We start from the raw sequence: 18343 nt of genomic DNA on the forward strand, positions 1-18343 counted from the left end.
CCTTAATACCGTGCACTGGCGTAATAGGCCTTGATGTGGTCGGTCTCCCGGTAGCCGGCGTCACCCGCAGGCTCGGCAAGCTCGACCGCCTGGCTTTCGCCGCCTGCGACCAGAGCTGCGCCGCCGGCAACCGTACCCAGCCCGGCGAACTTCAGAAAACCGCGACGGTCGGTCGTGGTGTCTTCGGTCTTTGCCTTCATTTTGGTCTCCAGTTCTCGACGCCTTTACCCGTCCGCTGCAGCCTGGCCGGGCGTCTTCTCCGGACTGCGTTACCCAATTTGCAAACACTCATCGCAAAGGCGGCCTACATCTCGAACGCGGCTTGCTCGATTGCCATGAACAGGCGTCCCATGCGGCCGACAGGTTTGAAGAAGCGCGCCGATGAACAAGTCTCGAGATCTCTGAAAAAATGCGGGGTCCAGCTGCCCACATGGCTGTCGAAGAACCGTTTCTGGACGGTCAGGGGCTGGATTGCGCCAAACGTCCCGTCGATCAGGCCTGCCATCATTTCCATCAGGGCGGCCGCGTGATCCTCGGGATCCTTGACATCGTGGTTGCGGGCTATGCCCAGCGGGCGCATGTCGTTGCGCAGGCGCGCGAGCGGCTTCTCATGCATGAAACCGGTCAGATAATAGGAGCCGAATGGGGTTAGCATGCCACGGCCGAGGCCTATGAACAGCATTTCATACTCGTCGCGGGCATCGGCCAGACTCGTGCCGGCCGCAGCATTTGAGAGATCGGCAATTGCCTCGCCGAGCTCAGAACTGTCGCCCGTCATCTGGGTCAGAATGGAAATGAGAGATGCATCAGGTGGTTCGCGCAGAAGTCGGGCCAGAAGCCTGTAAACATTGACCCGAGACTGATCGGTTTCATCAACTCTATTTGTCGAACGAGCTTGCTGATTCAGCACATGCTTTCTCCCTAAAGCAAAAAGATCACCTTTCCTGACCTAATGCAATTCAAATCGATATTGCTTTGCAATATGAAGAGCGGATCCCGACAGCGGGCATGCTTTGGTTTACACCCTTGGCAAAGAAGCACTTTCGGTCGAAAACCATGATTGGGAGATTTGCTGGAAACGCCCGCTGTGGGACCCACCAACATGGACATCCCGGCGGCGAAACCGGCCGGCGCAGTGAAGTGAACAACGCGTCGCCTGCCCACCCGCACGCAGTACGGATGGGCCAGGCGGTAACGCCTAACGCAGCGCGGCCTCGATGTTGCCGCCATCGACGGTGATGACGTGGGCGGTGGTCCGCTCTGACCTGGCCAGCGCCACGAAGGCATCGGCAACATGATGCGCCTCGACTTCCGCCTTGAGCAGATTGCCCGCCATGTAATCGGATGCGGAGACACCTCTCGCCTCGGCGCGCGACTTGATGAAGTCGTCGGTCAGCAGGCCGGAGCGGATGCGGTCGGCATTGACGCCGTTGACCCGGACGCCGGCACCGCCGAGTTCCAGCGCCAATTGCCGCACTAGGAAGAAAGTGGTGGCTTTGGGAAGTCCGTAGGCACCGAAGCCCTTGCCCGGATTGACCGCCTGCTTGGAGACGTTAAACAGCATCTGGCCGCCATGATCCTGAGCCGCAAACACCCGTGCTGCAGCGCGCGCCATGGCGAGGTGGGAGAAGAAGTTGAGCTCGAAGCTCGAGCGCAGCGTTTCCTCGTCCAGGTCAAGCAGCATGCCCGGGATGGCGGCACCGGCGTTGGACACCAGCACATCGAGACCACCGAAGCGTTCGACGATTTCAGCCACGGCCTTGCTCGCCGCACCGTTTTCCGTCAGATCGGCAACCACGGCAAGACAGTTCTCACCGATCGAGGCGGCTGCGGCCTTGCAGGCCTCGGCGTTGAAGTCGATCAACGCAACGGCGGCGCCCTCGCGGGCAAAAGCCTTGGCGGTCGCAAGCCCAATGGCGCCGGCGCCGCCGGTGACGGCCACCACCTGCCCGGAGAAGGGTTTGGCGCTGGCCTTGCCCAATTTGGCCTGCTCGAGCGACCAGTACTCCAAGTCGAACAGATCATCCTGTCCGAGGGGTTGGAATCCGCCTGCCGCTTCACCGAGTGTCATGACTTCGACGGTCTGTTCGGCAATATCAGCGGCAGCAGAGGCTGCGGATGCATCCTTGCCGATGCCAACGATGCCGAGCCCTTCAATCCAGGCCACACAGGGGTGCGGCTCCAGCATGACCTTGCCGCCACCGAACCTCTGGTTCTGTGTCTCGAACATGGCGTGGTAAGCCTTGGCGAACTCATCCACGCGCGTCTCAACGCTTCCGTTGGCCATATCCTGCTTGCTGAGCCTCAGCATGCGGCCCTTGGTGCGAATGACGTGATCGGGCGAGGCGACGCCGCGTTGGGCCAGTTGCTCAAGATCGCCGCGGTTGAGGAAGGCATCGATCACATCGCTGCTTCTGACATCCATGACCACCGGCCGCGGGGCGCCGCTGTGATGCGCTCCCCGCACACGCCCGATCGCGCCGCGCAGAAGCGGCAGAACCGATGCGGCCAGATCCGTATCCGCTATGGAGCGGTTGCGCTGGACGGTACGGTTGAAGCTGCGGCCCTTGTCACGCGCCGCCAGCCATTCCTCGACCATATTGGTGTGCTCGATCACCTTGTCATAACTTTCGCGCGCAGTGGCACCAAAGGTGAAATGGCCGTGCTTGAGCAGAATCAGGCCTTCGCAATCGGGATTGGCTTCAAACACTTCGGCTGCCTTTTTGGCCAGCGCGAAGCCGGGCATGATGTAAGGCACAACCGCCAGCCGGTCGCCGAAGATCTCGCGGATTGCGGCCTCGGCATCCGGCAGGTTGGCCAGCGCCAGAAATGCCGTTGCGTGGGTGTGATCGACAAAGGTATGCGGCAGGAAGGCGTGCAGCAGGGTCTCGACCGACGGGTTGGGGGCCGTGGAGTCGAGCAGGTTGGAACGCTGCATGTTGACCATGGCCTCGTCCGACATGGCGTCGAGTTTGCGCGTCTCCAGCAGAGGCGAGAGCCAGAGCCCGGGAAGTCCCGGCGCCTCCAGCGTATCGAGATCCCAACCACTGCCCTTGACGTGCAGAACCTGCCGGACATTTCCGAGAAGGTCCATGCGTTCGGTCTTGACCGAGGTGTTGCCGCCACCGTGCATGACAAGGTCAGGATCCGCACCGATAAGGCGGGAGGAGTAGACCCTCATCGCCAGTGTCTGGTCGGAGGGATCCGAACCTGCTGCATCCACCCGCGCCTGAGCTTCCTTGTCATTCCACCTGTTTTGCCGCATTAACCTTCTCCTGCCGACTTGAACTCGCTGCATTTGACAAAAGTCATTGCATGTTGTCAAATGTATATATCGACGAGGAATTGAAATGCCTCAAAATCCGACCAGGCGTTCAACCAGGCAGATCAGCGGCGAGGATATCGTCGTCGAAACCGCATGGCTTTATTATCATGACGGCCTCAATCAAAGCGAGATCGCCAACAAATTGCTGGTGTCGCGGGCGACGGTGGTCAACTACCTGCAGGAAGCCCGCGAGCGCGGCTACATCCATACCAAATTGTCGCCGGAAGCCTTCAACACGCACCGGACGGCGCTGGAGCTGCGCGAACGCTTTGAACTCAAGGCCGCCTATGTGCTGCCCGACGGAACCGGCGGTCAGGACGACCACGCAAGCCGTATCATCCGGGGTGCCGCGGACTGGCTGCCGAGCCTGATCCAGCCCGGGGACAGGCTCGGCGTGGCCTGGGGAAAGACCATCTACGATGTAGCCGAGCGGCTTGAACAGACCAACATACCTGACCTCACGGTGCTGCAACTGGTCGGATCGATGGCCACGCCCTACGGCTTCTCGGCCGACGTCTGCTCATCGATTGTGGCGCGCAAATTCTCCGCCAAGTGCATCAACCTGCATGTGCCGGCAATTCTGAGCACTGCCGAGAACGCGGCAATGCTGAGGTCAGAATCCCTGATCGCCAACCAGCTCGATGCCATCAGCGACTGCAACAAGACGCTGTTTGCCGTGGGTTCCTGCAATCCCGACAGCCACGTCGTTTCAAGTGGCGTTGCGACACGGGCGGAGCTGGAAGACTACATTTCCAATGGGGCGGTCGGGGTGATGTGCGGGCGCTTCATCGATGCCAAGGGCGACGCGATCAGCGGCCCGCTCGACGACCGGATGATGGGCATCGGACTGGATGAGCTGCGCCACCGTGACATGGGGATCCTGGTGTCGGTCGGTGAGGAACGCGTGCCCGCTGCCGTTGCCGCCATCAGGGGCGGATATGCTACCCACCTGGTCACCAACCGGAGCTGTGCCGCAGCAATGATGAAGCTCGCCTGAGGCATCTGCGCCCCAGGGCGAGTGAGGGTCAGGCGGCGTCGCGCCGTTCCGGGAACAGCTCCAGCAGGCCTTCGCGTGTCGCTTCAGCAACGCCGCGTTCGGTGATCAGGCCGGTCACGAGCCGCGCCGGGGTGACGTCGAAGGCCGGATTGCCGCCCGGCGTTCCATCCGGCGAGATCTGCACCGAGGCGACGCTGCCATCTTCGAGACGGCCGAAGACGTGGGTCACCTCGCGGTCATCACGCTCCTCGATCGGAATCTCGCGGACGCCATCATCCACCGTCCAGTCGATCGTGCTCGACGGCAGCGCGACATAGAACGGCACATTGTTGTCGTGTGCCGCCAGCGCCTTGAGATAGGTGCCGATCTTGTTGCAGACATCGCCCGAGGCGGTGGTGCGGTCGGTGCCGACAATGACCAGATCGACTTCGCCATGCTGCATCAGATGCCCGCCCGCATTGTCGACGATGAGATGATGCGGGATGCCGTGGCTGTTCATTTCCCAGCTGGTGAGCTGGGCGCCCTGGTTGCGCGGACGGGTCTCGTCGACCCAGACATGGAGGGGGATGCCCGCCGCCGCCGCGTGATACATGGGCGAGGTGGCTGTGCCCCAATCCACCGTCGCCAGCCAGCCAGCATTGCAATGGGTCAGAATGTTGACTGCTTCACCCGACTTTTTGGTGGCCGCAATCTTCTTGATGATCTCGAGACCGTGCACACCGATCATCCGGTTAGTCTCGACATCGGCATCATTGATCTCTTCGGCCTTGCGGAAAGCCGCCCTGGCACGTTCGCTTTCGGGAAGTGCCGAAAGCACCTTGCGCATTTCATCCAGCGCCCAGCGCAGATTGACCGCGGTCGGCCGGGTTTCGTTCAGCCGCTCCCAGGCGTTGTCCAACGCCTCATCAGAGGCATTTCGCTGCATCTCGATGGCGATGCCATAGGCGGCCGTGGCGCCGATCAGAGGTGCGCCGCGCACCCACATGTCGCGGATCGCCGTCGCAAATTCATCCAGCCCGTCGAGTTCGACAACCCGGAATTCGTGCGGCAGCCAGCGCTGGTCAATGATCATGACCTTCGCCTTCTCTGCATCGAACCAGATCGACCGGTAATGTGTGTTGCCAACCTTCATTGCTATGCTCCCGTCTCAGCGCGCCGCGCTGCCGCCAATACGGCATCCATGCCGGTCAGGCGGTTTCTGTTGATGACCAGGAATTGACCCAGCTTCAGGCACTTGGCTTCGCAGCGCGCCTTCAGGTCCTCATCCTCGATGGTGTCGATCTCTGCGACATGCGCCAGTCCGAGAATGCGGCGATGCATTTCGATGCCGGCAAAGCCGACGAGATCACGGAAGATCTCGGCAAGCAGCTGCTCCGCGGCGCTTTCCGACGCGAAGTTATGCCCCTGTTCCTCGTAGAGTGCCTTCGGATAAAGAATGCCGGTACGCTCAGTGCGCCACAACCGCAGGAACTCTTGCCTAAAGACCGACCAGGTTTCCTCGATGACGGAAAGAATCCAGTCCTGGAAATCGCTGCACTTGCCAGCATCTGAGATGTGAGCCGGCATGGCGTGGTAGGCCATCAGGTAATTGCCGATCAGCATGCCAATGTCGAAGCCGAATGGGCCGTAATAGGCAAACTCCGGATCGATGATCCGTGCCTCGTCGTCGGTGACCATGATAGAGCCGGCATGCAGATCACCGTGGCACATGGTTTCACCGCGCGAGGTAAACGCGCGCTTCATGTGCTGAACCTCAACCTTGAGCGCGGTGTCGTTGCGCAGTTCTGCCACGATGCCGTCAAGCTGCGGCGTGGTGTGCCGGTTCATCTCGGCATCGTAATACGGGTCCGTGAAAACCAGCGCTTCGGTGATGTCGCAGAGTTCGACATTGTCGGCGAACAGCGCGACATCGGCTTTCTTGTCCTTCGCCGTCATCGACAAATCCGACCCACGGAACGCGGTGCGTGCAGCAAACAATCCCAATGTCTTGCCCAATCCGGCAACCTTGCGCCCTTCCATGGTCTGCTGGCGCAAAATAATATGCGGCTGCAGGCGTTCCATGACGATCAGCGCCTGGCTTTCATCAAAATGCAGGACTTCGGGTACGCTGCCCGGATCCCGCGCTTCCTGACGGGTCAATGCATGATATTCGAAGAACGCCCGCTTGAGCGGCAAAGGCCAGCTGTCTCCAACCAGGCGCACATAGGGAAGCGCCTGCTTGACGATGACGCTGCCGGCATCGCCTTCCACGATGAAGACGAGGTTGAGATTGCCATCGCCCACTTCGCGCACCGTCCAGGCATCGGCATTGGCACCAACAGCCTTCTTCATGACGTTGAGTTCACCCAGCCTCTGGCACAGGGTCTCCGGCGATAAAGGTTTGTAGTTGTTGCTCAAAACTATCCTCCCAATTGACAGTCGAGGCTGTTTTTCAGCCAAGCCTAGTGTTCTCGTCAATCATTTGTCAATACGTATTGACTTTTGTCATTGCTGCTGTTCTCATCATAGCGGGAGGACAGGATGAACGGAACTCTTTGCGATCTGCGGGGTGTGAGCAAGTCGTTCGGGGACAATCGTGTCCTCAAGCAGCTCAATCTGTCACTTCCTGCCGGCTCCGTCACTGTGCTGATGGGTGCAAATGGCGCAGGCAAGTCCACCCTCGTGAAGATCCTGAGTGGCGTACACAAGCTTGACGCCGGCTCCATCAGCCTTCTCGGCAAGGATTTCCTACCCTCGTCGCCATCCGAAGCCATTCGCGCCGGTGTCGTGACCGTGCACCAGAACATCAATGACGGCGTGATCCCGGATCTCGACGTCGCTTCCAATCTGCTGATCGACCGGCTGGCCGAGCCGGGCTACGGCTTCTTTCTCAAGCGTCAGCAGAACTATGCCGAGGCGGAGCGTATCGCCAGTCAGATGGGATTGTCGCTCAATGTCCGGCAGTCGGTTGCCGAGCTAGGCGTGGCCGACCGGCAGTTGATCGCGATTGCCCGCGCCATGGCACATGACCCGCAATTGCTGATCCTCGACGAGCCGACCTCCTCGCTCTCGGCCTCGGAAGCTGAGCGGCTGTTCCTGTTGATCGAGCGGCTGGCGGCCAAGGGCGTTGCGGTGCTCTACATCTCGCACCGCATGTCCGACATCCGCCGCATTGCTGACAGGATCGTCTCGATGCGGGACGGTGAAATTTCGGGCGTCTTTGAAGGCGACTCTCTTGATTACGAAGGTGCTGTGAACGCCATGCTCGGCCACCGGATGACCGACGTGGACATTACCATCGCCCGGCCGGGCAGATGCGTGCTGGAGATCGAGAAGCTACGGCTTCTGCCCGACAGCACGCCCTTCGATCTCGAACTGTGCGAGAACGAAGTTGTCGCCGTCACCGGCCTGCTTGGCAGCGGCAAAAGCGCATTCGCCCAAAGCCTGTTCGGCCTCGGGCGTCCTGCTGCCGGCCAGATCCGTATCGACGGTCAGGATTACGCGCCTGCCACGCCGCAAGCCGCCATCCGGCACGGCGTGTTCATGTCGGCCAAGGACCGGGCCAATAACGCGGTGGTCGCCGATTTCGACATCACACGCAACATTACCCTGCCCTTCCTGACGCGCTACTCCCACCTATCCTTTGCCCGTCGCTCTCAGGAGCGCAGAACCGCTGACGAGATGATCGAGGCGCTGTCGATTGTCTGCCGGAGCAATTCCGATCCCATTGGCACGCTTTCGGGCGGCAACCAGCAGAAGGTGATGCTGGCGCGCTGGCTGGCCGAAGAGTGCCGGCTGCTGCTGCTTGACGAACCCTTCCAGGGCGTCGACATCCGTGCCCGCCGTGACATCGGCCGAAAGATCCGCGAGACCGCGCAGAACCGTGCGACGCTGGTGTTCGTCGCCGAACTCGACGAAGCACTGGAAGTGGCCGATCGGATCATTGTCATGACCGAGCATTCGGTCACGGCCGAATTCCGCAACGAGAACGTGGATATCAACAACATCCTGACCGCAGTAACCGGTGCTGTACTGACCGACAATGACAGCGCCGCAAGGACAGCACTCGCATGAGCATGAACCTGGACCAGACAAACCCATCCGGAAGCACCAGTCCTGGCGCGCGCAAACCGCAACCGGGCTCATCCGGCCTCATCGACATTGCCATCCGCTACGGCTTCCTGGCGCTTCTTGTCGGGCTGGTGATCTTCTTCTCGGTGTTTGCAAACGGGTTTGCCGGACCGCGCAGCGCGGTGTTCATCTTCCAGTCGGTGGCCATCACCGGCATTCTGGCGCTGGGCGTCACCTGCACCCTGGTGGTGGGCGGCTTCGACCTTTCCATCGGTTCGGTTGCAACCTCATCAATGATGCTGGCCGCCTACATGATGGTGGTACTGGAACAGCCGGCATTCGTCGCCATCATTGCCTGTCTGGCGATGGGGGCGTTCATCGGCTTGGTCAACGGCCTGCTGATCGTCAAGACCAAGGTGCCCGACCTGCTGGCGACACTTGGCATGATGTTCCTGCTGGTCGGGCTTCAGCGCATTCCCACGGAAGGCCGCTCGATCGCAATGGGCATGACACTGCCCGACGGTTCGACCGCCGAAGGCACGTTCTCGCCGCTGTTCCTGCAGCTTGGCCGCCACCGGTTCGATTTCATGCTCGAGAACCTGCTGCCAGCGCCAGTGGTCTTCCTCATCGTGATCGGCTTGCTGGTCTGGGTGTTCCTCGAACTGACCCGCCATGGGCGACTTATGTACGCTATCGGCTCGAACGAACGGGCTGCCAGCCTGACCGGCACCAATGTCAACCAGTACAAGATCATGGCTTACATGATTTCCGGTGTGCTGGCCTCGATCGGCGGCATGCTGCTGGCTGCCCGGCTGGGCCGCGGCGACATCGCCTCGGGCACCAATCTGCTGCTTGATGCGGTTGCAGCAGCATTGATCGGTTTTGCGGTTCTGGGGGCTGCCAAGCCCAATGCCTTCGGCACCTCGATGGGGGCGCTGTTTGTCGGCATCCTGCTGCAGGGGCTGACGATGATGAATGCACCTTACTACACCCAGGATTTCATCAAGGGTCTGGTTCTGGTTATCGCCCTTGTCTTCACATTCTCGCTGTCGGCCAGAAAAGCCGGCGGCCACTAAGCAAGACCAAGCACTTTAACGGAGGAAAACAGCATGAGAATCATTCGCAGAAAGGCCCTTGCCCTGATCGCAGGCCTGGCCGCCGCAGCCGTCACCCTTCCCGCAGGCTTCGCGCAGGCCGCAGACATGCCGGCACCGCTCGACAATCCCGGTGATGTGAAGATCGCGCTTGTCCGCTACCTTTCCACCGGCGACTTCTTCCAGGCCTATCTTTCCGGCGTCGAACAGCAGGCCAAGGCGCTGGGCGTCGACCTCCGGGTTCTCGACAGCCGTCAGGACGCGGCCCTTCAGGCCGACATGGTTGACCAGGCAATTGCGCTTGGTGTCGACGGCATCATCATCCAGCACGGGCTGACTGAATCGATGAAGGAGGCCGCGCAACGTGCAGTGGATGCCGGTATCAAGGTGGTGGCTTTTGACGTTAATGTCGAAAACGACGCCATCCCGCAAATCGAGCAGTCGGATTACCTGCTCGGCAAACTCGCCCTGGAGCAGGCCATCAAGGATAACGGCACCGAATGGAAGGCCGGTTACGTCTACGTACCCGGCATTGCCCCGCTCGACCGCCGCCATGTCGCGTGGGAAGAGGTGAAGGAAGCCAATCCGGGTATCGTCGAAGCCGCACAGATGGGTACGCTGGACAATCCGATCGCCAACTCCAATGCCAACCAGGCTCGCTCGGTGCTGCAGGCCAACCCGGACATCTCAGTGTTCTTCGCCCCCTATGACGAGTTCGCAAAGGGCGTGAAGATCGCTGTCGACGAAGCAGGACTGTCGCAGGACATCAAGATCTACTCGGCAGATGTCTCGACCGCCGACATCTCCGCCATGCGTGAGCCCGACAGTGCCTGGGCGGCGACCGTTGCCACCAACCCCGCCGTTGTCGGCGAAGTTTCGGTGCGTGCGCTGGCGATCATGCTGACCGGTGGCAATCCCGGTGCTCAGGTGGTGGTGCCGCCGACACTGATCACGCAGGATTTCCTCAACGAAAAGGACATCAAGAACATGGAAGATCTGTCGGCCAACATGCCTCAATTTGCCCATGCCGATGTCGCGATGACGGAGTGGATGCCACTGCCGCCGCGCTGATCCAACATCCCTCCCAGGACCGAAGAGGCCGCATCTCCGGATGCGGCTTTTTTATTGGTTGAGAGCGTCAGACCGGCTTTTGTCCGGAATAGACGATGCAGGGCATGCCAACATGAATTTCGCCACCTTTGGCGTATTGGCTGAAATGAGAATTGACGCTCTCGCGGATGGTCGCCTGCACAGCTTCCGTCTGACGCGACAGTATCAGGGATATGCGCACTCCGAACCGCATGAAGAAGCTGTAGAAATCGTCGCTTGGCGCACGCAGCACACTCTCGACCTGGACGCTCTCGATCTCGCTGAAACCAGCTTGCTGCATCAATCCGGTCGCATGATCGACATCCGAAAGCAAGAAAGCGTCCGGCGCAGGATCGGCCTTTGCCACATCGGCATGTGCCATCACAATCTTGAGGAACCCGCCGAAGAGCGGCGAAACCGAGGGCGCGGACCACTGGCTGAAAGCATACCGGCCGCCGGGCTTGAGCACCCGGTAAGCCTCGCAGATCGCCTTGGGCGGATCGGTGACATGATAGAGCACCATTCCACTGACCACCGCATCGAAACTGTTGTCTGCTTCGTCCAGGGCTTCGACATCGGCGATTTCGAATGGCAGTTGCGGGAACCTTTTCCCCGCAACGGCAATCATTTCATCTGAAAAATCCACGCCCTTTACACGTGCGCCCAGAGCCGCTGCCGCCCCCGCCGCATAGCCCGGGCCGCATCCCGCGTCGAGAACCCGGGCGCCATGAAACAGACGGACAGCTGCAAGCATCGCGGGGATTGCCTGTGTCGTGGCGCGCGCAGTTGCGTCGTCGTAGAGACCGGCGCGTTCGCTCCAGCCAGCGCGCTCGCTGTTGCGGAAACTGTCAAAAGCCATGGCCCACCTCCCCCTAAGGAAGCCTAGACCAGTGGGAGACTTGTGACCAGTGCTTGTCAATCCGCACCATAAGACCGGTCCAGGCCACGGACCTACCGGGGTACCGGTACCGCGGATGGCCGGCACCGCGTTCCCGCAAGTGCAACCTACCCTCAGGGCGGACAGATGGAAAGCTGGATCTTTTTACCGAGCTGCGACCGGTTGAAGCACAAAGGCGCCGGACACGACAGGGTGCCCGGCGCTCCAAGTCTTTCCTGTCCTGTCAGGTGTCAGTTGCCGCCGACTTCACCCGAGATGATCTCGCCGAAGTTTTCCCAACGCTCGCCGTTGAACTTCATCAGCTGCATCTGCTCGATCGGGAAATAATCGGTTTCCGACGTGTTCATCGACATGCCGGGCAGGAACAGCGGCAAGGTCACATCCTTCATGCTTGCGGCCTGCTTGAGCACGTTCTCGCGCGTCAGATCATCGCCAGCTTGCTCGAGGATATGTGCCATGGTTTGCGCCACGGTATAGCCGTAGGTGGTGAAGCTCGAAAGCTTGTCACCGTCCGGATAGTACTTGTCCATGAAGGCGTTCCATTCCTTCGCGCCCTGGTCATCCGCCCACTGCGGATCCTGCATGTCCTTGAGATAGGCGGTAGAAATCAGCCCGGTGGAGGCTTCCAGCCCGGCAGGCGTGAGCACCGCGCCCACCGAGTTGGAGACGTTGGCGACGATCTGGGTCGCATCCCAGCCGATCTCGTGGGCCTTCTTGATGGCCTGGGCGGCAAATTTCGGTGTCGAGAAGCTGATGAAGACATCGGCGCCTGACGCCTTGAGCTTGACGACCTGCGAATCCACCACCGGTTCGGCCACCTCGTAGGAGGCCTCGGCAACGATCATGTCTGCCTTGTCACCGAGACCGGTCTTCAGGCCGTCGAGCAAGTCCTTGCCGAAATCGTCGTTCTGATACATCACGGCGATCTTCGCATCGGGCATCTCGTCTGCGATCCAGCGGCCATAGATGATGCCTTCGCTCTGGTAATTCGGCTGCCAACCCATGGTCCAAGGAGAGTTTTCCGGATCGCCAAACTTGGTGGCTCCTGTCGCAACGAGAAGCTGCGGCACCTTCTTCATGTTCATGTACTTCGTGATCGCCGAATTCGACGGCGTGCCGAGCGACTGGAAGATCAGCAGTGCCTCATCGCTCTCTACCAGCTTGCGCGCCTGTTCCACGGCCTTGGGCGGCGAATAACCGTCATCATAGGACACGAAGTTGATCTTGCGTCCGTTGATTCCGCCCTCTTCGTTGACCTTGTCGAAATAGGCGGAAATCGTCTTGGCGATGGTTGAGTAGGCAGAGGCCGGTCCGCTGTAGGGCGCAATATTGCCGATCTTGATCTCGGTATCGGTGACGCCGGGCATCTCCTGTGCCTGAGCGATCGAACCAAATGCCAGGCTGGAACTTACGACAAGCCCCGCCGCTGCATATTTCAGGATGTTACGTCTGATGTGCATGGTTTCCTCCCATTAGGTTGCACTATCCAGTCTTACTGCGCTTCGACAACGCCGTCAGCGCCGCCTTCAACAGGCCTCCCAGCCCGGTTGGTATTGCGTACATCATCAGGATCATGATGGCACCGTAAACGGCTCCCGACAGCCCCTTGGACAGCTCCTCGGCAATGTTCGGCACGAACATGATGAAGGCGCCGCCGAACAATGCGCCGGGCAGCCAGCCGACACCGCCGACGACAAGGCCGACGACGAGGGCCACGGAAAGTGTGAAGGTAAAGGAATCAGGGGAAATATACTGAACCACAATGGCGCCGAGCGCACCGGCCACGCCGGTGTAGAGAGCGCTGACACCAAAGGCCAGGGACTTGAACAGTGCCGTGTTTACACCCATCGATCCCGCGGCGATCGGATTGTCACGGATTGCCATCAACGCACGCCCGGTCCGGCTGCCAACCAGGTTCCTGGCGCAGACATAGGCAACCAGACCAATCGCCAGGGTCAGGAAATACAGCCACTGGTCGGGATTGAGCGGCAGCCCTAAAGGGGCTTCCGGCTTTGAGATGACAATGCCCATCACGCCGCTGGTCCAGTGCTCGAACGGCGACAGCTTGAACAGCTGCGGGGTCACCACGGCGAGAGCAAAGGTCGCCAGCGCCAGGTAGATGCCTTCAAGCCGGAGCGCCGGCAGGCCGAACAGAAAACCCACGATGAAGCAGATTATTCCTGCGACAGGCAAAGTCCAAAGGTAGCCGACGCCGAACTGGTCCATCATGATGGCCGCCGTGTAGGCGCCCACCGCGTAGAAAGCGCCATGGCCCAGCGAAAACTGCCCGTTGATCCCGGTCAGGATGTTGAGCCCGAGAATGGCAATGCCGTAGATCAGCATCATGGTCAGCTGGAAGATCAGGAAGTTGCCGGCCATGAAGGGCGCCGTCAGCCCCATGATGAGCAGCGCGATGCCGGCTGTTCGCATGATCTTCGCGTTGCCGCTGGCTGCAGCGGGTTCCGGCAGGCTGACAGCCTTGACCGCGCCGGCAGGGCCTGTAGCGGTTGTGCTTGCTGCGGCCTGTCTGGCGTCGGTGGTCGTGGTGTTTACGGACATATCTCAGACCCTCTGTACGACAGTGCGGCCGAACAGGCCGGTGGGCTTGAACACCAGAACGGTGACGATCAGGAAAAGCGCGATCGGCAGCTTCAGTTCGCCACCGATCTCGGGAATGTAGGTTCCGGCCAGGTTCTCGATGATGCCGACCATGAAGCCGCCGAAGACGGCACCGATCGGACTCGTAAGGCCGCCAAGCACCGCGCCGGCAAAGCCGTAAAGCAGGATCGAGAGCATCATGTTGGGTTCGAGGAACACGATCGGCGCAATCAGGATACCGGCAATGGCGCCGATCGCCGCAGCCATGCCCCAGCCCAGCGCAATCATCCAGCCGACCCGGATGCCGACGAGACGGGCGGATGCCGGGTTTTCCGCCGCAGCGCGCATCGCAAGGCCGACGCGGGTGTAGCGGAAAAACAGGAACAGCATCAACAGAACCGTCATGGTAACCGCTATCATGCCGAGCTGGTGATTGCTGATCAGGCCGCCGAACCGGGAGCCCTCGCCGAAGGCACTGGGAAACGGCTTGATAGTGAAATCCCAGATGAAACCCGCCAGGCTGTTGATAATGGCGAACAGGCCGATGAACACGACGATATGGCTGAGCACGGGCGCATCGCCAAGCGGGCGGATGACAAGACGTTCGATGGCGACGCCACCGACAAAGGAGAGTGCGACCGTCAGCGGGATCACCAGCCAGTAGGGAACGCCCCAGGCCAGCATCTGCCAGGCTATGAAAGTGGAAAACATCGCCATCTCGCCCTGGGCGAAATTGAGGTGATGAATGGCCTGATAGATCATCACGACCGCAAGGGCCATGCAGGCGTAGATTCCGCCGGTTGCAATGCCGGTGATGAGTTGTTGTGCCAGAAGCTCCATCGTGTCTCCCTCAGTAGCCCAGATAGGCGGCGCGAATGGTTTCGTTGTCGCGGACTTCCGCAGCGGTGCCGGACATCACGATGCCCCCGGTCTCGAGAACAAAGGCATTGTCGGCAAGTTCAAGCACCACGCCGGCGTTCTGCTCAACGATCAGCATGGAGACCTGCTCTTCCTGATTGACCTTGCGAAGGATCGAGAACATTTCCTGCACGATCAGCGGCGCGAGGCCGAAGGAGGGCTCGTCGAGCAGCATCAGCCGTGGCCTGAGCATCAGCGCGCGGGCGATGGCGAGCATCTGCTGTTCGCCGCCCGACAGCGTGCCCGCCTGCTGGTTTCGCCGCTCACGCAAGCGTGGAAACCAGTGATAGGCCTGCTCTAGATCGCGGGCGATCTCTGCCCGGGACCGGCGCGTCATGGCACCGCATTGCAGGTTTTCTTCCGTCGTCAGACCGGTAAATGTCCCCCGTCCCTCCGGAACATGCGCCACGCCGAGACGAACGATTTCCTCGGTCGCCTTGCTGCTGATGTCGTTGCCTTCGAAGCGGATGGTCCCGGTGCGCTTGATCATGCCGCACAGGGCCCTCAGCGTCGTGGTCTTGCCTGCCCCATTGGCGCCGAGCAAGGTCGAGATGCCGCCTTTCTCGACGGTGAAATCGAGGCCGTGCAAGACCCGGAAATCGCCATAGGAAGCGTGCAGGCCGGTAACTTCAAGTAGCATGCTCATTCGGCTGGTCCTCCCAGATAAGCCGCGATGACGTCGGGATTTTGCTGAACTTCGGCGGGGGTGCCTTCGGCGATCTTGCGGCCGAAGCTCAGCACCACAACCTTGTCAGAGATCGACATAACCAGACCCATGTGGTGTTCGACCAGGAGGATAGTGACGCCGCGATCATCCCGGATGCTCTTGATCAGGCGCCCAAGCTCGCCCACCTCATCATGGTTGAGGCCGCCTGCCGGTTCATCAAGCAGCAGAACACCCGGCCTGATCGCCAGGGCGCGGGCGATCTCCACCCGCTTGCGGGTGCCAAAGGGCAGCCCCTCCACCGGCAGATCGGCGACGGCGCCAAGGCCGAGATAATCGATCAATTCGCTGACGGTGGCGTCGACCGCTGCTTCCTGACGCCTGACCCAGGGCAGATGAAGCGCATCGGAGAAAAAGTCGCTGCGGCTGGCGGCATGGGCGCCGACGCGGATGTTGTCGCGCACAGTCATGCGCTGGAAAAGCGCGACGTTCTGGAACGACCGCCCGATACCGATTGCGGGCATGTCGTGCGGTCGCCTGGAAAGAACCGAATTGCCGTCGTACAGGATGTCGCCCGATGCTGGCGTGTACAGGCGGCTGAGACAGTTGAAGAGGGTCGTCTTGCCGGCCCCGTTGGGGCCGATGAGACCCAGGATCTCGCCTTTGTGCAAATCGAAAGCTATGCCGTCCAGCGCTACGATTCCTCCGAAACGAACGACCACGTCGCGTACGGCAAGTTGGGGTGGTGCGCTGGCGGTATTAGCTTGCATCATGGGCCTCCGTGCTCCGGTCTCTTGTCGTGTGTCCCTCCGGATATTGAAGGAGACATCCATGCTTCGTCAGGCCTGTGCGGCCGTCTTCCATTGAGGGCGTCATCAATCACACGGACAAGCGATGCCATCACCGGTCCGACGTCATTGTAGAGGCGCTCGGGCGGAAAGTGGTGCGGCGGTGCGCCGCAATTGAAAGCGTAGGTTCCCGACCCGTCGGCAGCGACAAGCGGTGCCCCGGCAGCAAAAATGTCGGGCCGCCACTCGCCGGTGGAGACCACGAAGCCATGCTGTTGGTAATCCGTGATCGCCCTGTCCAGGGTCTTGCGCATCAGCATGGCCTTGTCGGGATGCCTCTCGATGGCCAGCGCCATATGCTCCTCGCGCTCAGCCTCGGGCAGGGTGACCAGCAAGGCCAGCCCCATGGCTGTTCCGAACAATGGAATGCGGGAACCGATTTCGAGCTGAACCGTAAACGTCGCCGAGCCACGCGAGATACCGACGTAAAGCGCCTTGCTGCGGTCGAGCACGCCCAGCGCAACCGGTGCCGCAAGCGCCTCGGCCGCCTGATCCATGAATTCGCGGGCGACATGGCGGATGCCGAGATTGGCAAGCGCTGCATAGCCAAGCGTAATGGTGCCGGGTGCAAGCTGGTATTTGCCAAGCCTGGGGATCTGCATGAGATAGCCAAGCTGGCACAAAGTATAGGTAAGACGCGTGACTGTCGGTTTGGGCAGGCTCGTGCGTTCAGCAATCTCCTGATTGCTCAGGAAACCGTCACGCGGATGGAAGCAGCGCAGAACCTCAAGTCCGCGCGCGAGTGCGGTAACAAACTTGCGGTCGCCATCATGAGCATAGCTGTGTCTTTCAGCAGCAACGCCATAGACGTCGCCACGTGCATTGGCTGTCATTGCAGCCGCTCCTCCCTTTATTGACAATCAATGCATCACATTCTAGCAGTGAGGTCAAATAATAAAATTGAATTTCGCAATGCGGAACTGGGAGGTTGTTTGCGGACTTCGGAGGACACTGTTTCCGTGCACGAATTGCTCGACAGATCCCCTTGCGGGAGCTTGCCGGAGTGGTTGAACCATGCCGCGTATGCCCCGGTGGCGGAGCTGGACCGCCAGGCATTGCGGAGTGAGGTGGCCACTGAGGAAGGCTTCGCAGTCTGGCGCGAATGGGGCTCGGGCCCGGCGCTGGTGATGCTGCACGGTGGTGCCGGCTCATGGACCCATTTCTGCCGTCAGATCCGCTTCTTTGCGCGCAATTACAGGGTGATAGTGCCTGACCTTCCGGGATTTGGCGACTCGGCTGACAGCAATCGGGATGCCGATCCGCACCGGATGGCGCGGATTCTGGCGGCAGGGATCGACCAGTTGATTGGTCACGACCGGCTTTACTTGGTGGGGTTCTCCTATGGCGGGATCATCGGCAGCTTTCTTTCGAAACTGATCACGCCACGGGTTAAGGGGTTCGCCATCGTCGGCGGCGTGGGATTCGAGGCGCGACGCAATGAAGTTGCGCTGTCGAGCTGGCGCCGCATTTCCGACACCGGACAACGCCGCGCCCGGCACCGTGACAACCTGCTGGCGATCATGATCGCTGATCCGGCCCGGATCGACGCTACGGCCATCCTTATCCAGCAAGCCAATGCCGAGCGCTCGCGTCACGACACGCGCCCGACAGCGCGAACAAGGCCGCTGACCGCAAATCTCGATGCCATCCGGATCCCGCTGGCGGCGATCTGGGGCGAGCGCGACCAGCTCGCAGCCCCCTATTTCGAAGAACGGCGGGCATGGCTTGCCGAACGTGATCCCGAGGCCTGTTTCAAGCTGATTGAGGATGCCGGGCACTGGGTACAATACGAAGCCGCAGACGCATTCAACGATGCCCTTACCGATTGTCTCCGCTCGTTTGTAGAGCGGGCGGAAACGTAA

General features: G+C 60.6%; 17 protein-coding genes. 5 read left to right on the top strand and 12 right to left on the bottom strand.

Annotation, left to right across the window (positions count from 1 at the left end; genetic code table 11):
- Window positions 1–2: 2 nt before the first annotated feature.
- The 3 genes from CRO46_RS16600 to CRO46_RS16610 form a co-directional block, all read right to left on the bottom strand.
- Entirely contained in the window at window positions 3–200 is a 198-nt protein-coding gene (locus CRO46_RS16600; RefSeq protein ID WP_097108916.1) for a twin-arginine translocation signal domain-containing protein, read from the bottom strand.
- 104 nt (window positions 201–304) lie between these two features.
- The gene (locus tag CRO46_RS16605; protein ID WP_244577937.1) at window positions 305–910 is read right to left on the bottom strand and encodes a TorD/DmsD family molecular chaperone; all 606 of its coding nucleotides are present in this window, start codon (window positions 908–910) and stop codon (window positions 305–307) included.
- A 288-nt stretch (window positions 911–1198) separates the two neighbouring features.
- Entirely contained in the window at window positions 1199–3265 is a 2067-nt protein-coding gene (locus CRO46_RS16610) for a bifunctional aldolase/short-chain dehydrogenase (RefSeq protein ID WP_097108917.1), read from the bottom strand.
- Window positions 3266–3350: 85 nt separating this feature from the next.
- On the opposite strand from CRO46_RS16610, the gene CRO46_RS16615 reads away from it, so the two are divergent.
- Entirely contained in the window at window positions 3351–4322 is a 972-nt protein-coding gene (locus CRO46_RS16615) for a sugar-binding transcriptional regulator (RefSeq protein ID WP_097108918.1), read from the top strand.
- 28 nt (window positions 4323–4350) lie between these two features.
- Here the strand turns inward: CRO46_RS16615 and mtnA are convergent, their stop codons facing one another.
- On the bottom strand, window positions 4351–5454 hold the full coding sequence (mtnA, locus tag CRO46_RS16620; protein WP_097108919.1) for an S-methyl-5-thioribose-1-phosphate isomerase: 1104 nt from the start codon (window positions 5452–5454) through the stop codon (window positions 4351–4353).
- Window positions 5455–5456: 2 nt separating this feature from the next.
- Window positions 5457–6719: an S-methyl-5-thioribose kinase gene (gene mtnK / locus CRO46_RS16625; RefSeq protein WP_097108920.1), complete on the bottom strand. Its 1263-nt coding sequence runs from the start codon at window positions 6717–6719 to the stop codon at window positions 5457–5459.
- Between the two features lie 123 nt (window positions 6720–6842).
- On the opposite strand from mtnK, the gene CRO46_RS16630 reads away from it, so the two are divergent.
- Genes CRO46_RS16630 through CRO46_RS16640 form a run of 3 tightly spaced genes read left to right on the top strand, consistent with a single transcriptional unit; the run spans window position 6843 to window position 10537 of the window.
- On the top strand, window positions 6843–8375 hold the full coding sequence (locus CRO46_RS16630) for a sugar ABC transporter ATP-binding protein (protein ID WP_097108921.1): 1533 nt from the start codon (window positions 6843–6845) through the stop codon (window positions 8373–8375).
- On the top strand, window positions 8372–9448 hold the full coding sequence (locus tag CRO46_RS16635; protein ID WP_244577938.1) for an ABC transporter permease: 1077 nt from the start codon (window positions 8372–8374) through the stop codon (window positions 9446–9448). The genes CRO46_RS16630 and CRO46_RS16635 overlap by 4 nt, the downstream gene beginning before the upstream one ends.
- Before the next feature lie 33 nt (window positions 9449–9481).
- Window positions 9482–10537: a substrate-binding domain-containing protein gene (locus CRO46_RS16640; protein WP_097108922.1), complete on the top strand. Its 1056-nt coding sequence runs from the start codon at window positions 9482–9484 to the stop codon at window positions 10535–10537.
- A 67-nt stretch (window positions 10538–10604) separates the two neighbouring features.
- Here the strand turns inward: CRO46_RS16640 and CRO46_RS16645 are convergent, their stop codons facing one another.
- The 7 genes from CRO46_RS16645 to CRO46_RS16675 all read right to left on the bottom strand — a co-directional run bounded on the left by CRO46_RS16645 (window position 10605) and on the right by CRO46_RS16675 (window position 17314).
- Window positions 10605–11414: a class I SAM-dependent methyltransferase gene (locus CRO46_RS16645; protein WP_097108923.1), complete on the bottom strand. Its 810-nt coding sequence runs from the start codon at window positions 11412–11414 to the stop codon at window positions 10605–10607.
- A gap of 269 nt (window positions 11415–11683) precedes the next feature.
- Window positions 11684–12913 carry an ABC transporter substrate-binding protein gene (locus CRO46_RS16650; RefSeq protein ID WP_097108924.1) on the bottom strand — a complete coding sequence of 410 codons (1230 nt, stop codon included), beginning with the start codon at window positions 12911–12913 and terminating at the stop codon, window positions 11684–11686.
- Window positions 12914–12935: 22 nt separating this feature from the next.
- Window positions 12936–13883, bottom strand: a complete 948-nt coding sequence (locus CRO46_RS16655) for a branched-chain amino acid ABC transporter permease (protein ID WP_097109050.1) — start codon at window positions 13881–13883, stop codon at window positions 12936–12938.
- Between the two features lie 132 nt (window positions 13884–14015).
- Window positions 14016–14891: a branched-chain amino acid ABC transporter permease gene (locus CRO46_RS16660; protein WP_097108925.1), complete on the bottom strand. Its 876-nt coding sequence runs from the start codon at window positions 14889–14891 to the stop codon at window positions 14016–14018.
- Window positions 14892–14901: 10 nt separating this feature from the next.
- Complete coding sequence (locus tag CRO46_RS16665; protein WP_097108926.1) at window positions 14902–15615, bottom strand: ABC transporter ATP-binding protein; 714 nt, start codon at window positions 15613–15615, stop codon at window positions 14902–14904.
- A complete protein-coding gene (locus CRO46_RS16670) occupies window positions 15612–16406 on the bottom strand; it encodes an ABC transporter ATP-binding protein (protein WP_097108927.1) in 795 nt (264 codons plus the stop codon). Before CRO46_RS16670 ends, CRO46_RS16665 begins: the two co-directional genes overlap by 4 nt.
- A complete protein-coding gene (locus CRO46_RS16675; RefSeq protein ID WP_097108928.1) occupies window positions 16403–17314 on the bottom strand; it encodes an IclR family transcriptional regulator in 912 nt (303 codons plus the stop codon). Before CRO46_RS16675 ends, CRO46_RS16670 begins: the two co-directional genes overlap by 4 nt.
- A 174-nt stretch (window positions 17315–17488) precedes the next feature.
- Between CRO46_RS16675 and CRO46_RS16680 the strand changes: the two genes are divergently transcribed.
- Window positions 17489–18343 (top strand): alpha/beta fold hydrolase, encoded by an 855-nt coding sequence (locus tag CRO46_RS16680; protein WP_101811085.1) that lies wholly within the window; start codon window positions 17489–17491, stop codon window positions 18341–18343.

Source organism: Parahoeflea halophila, from assembly GCF_900220985.1.
In the GTDB taxonomy this organism is placed as follows: domain Bacteria; phylum Pseudomonadota; class Alphaproteobacteria; order Rhizobiales; family Rhizobiaceae; genus Hoeflea; species Hoeflea halophila.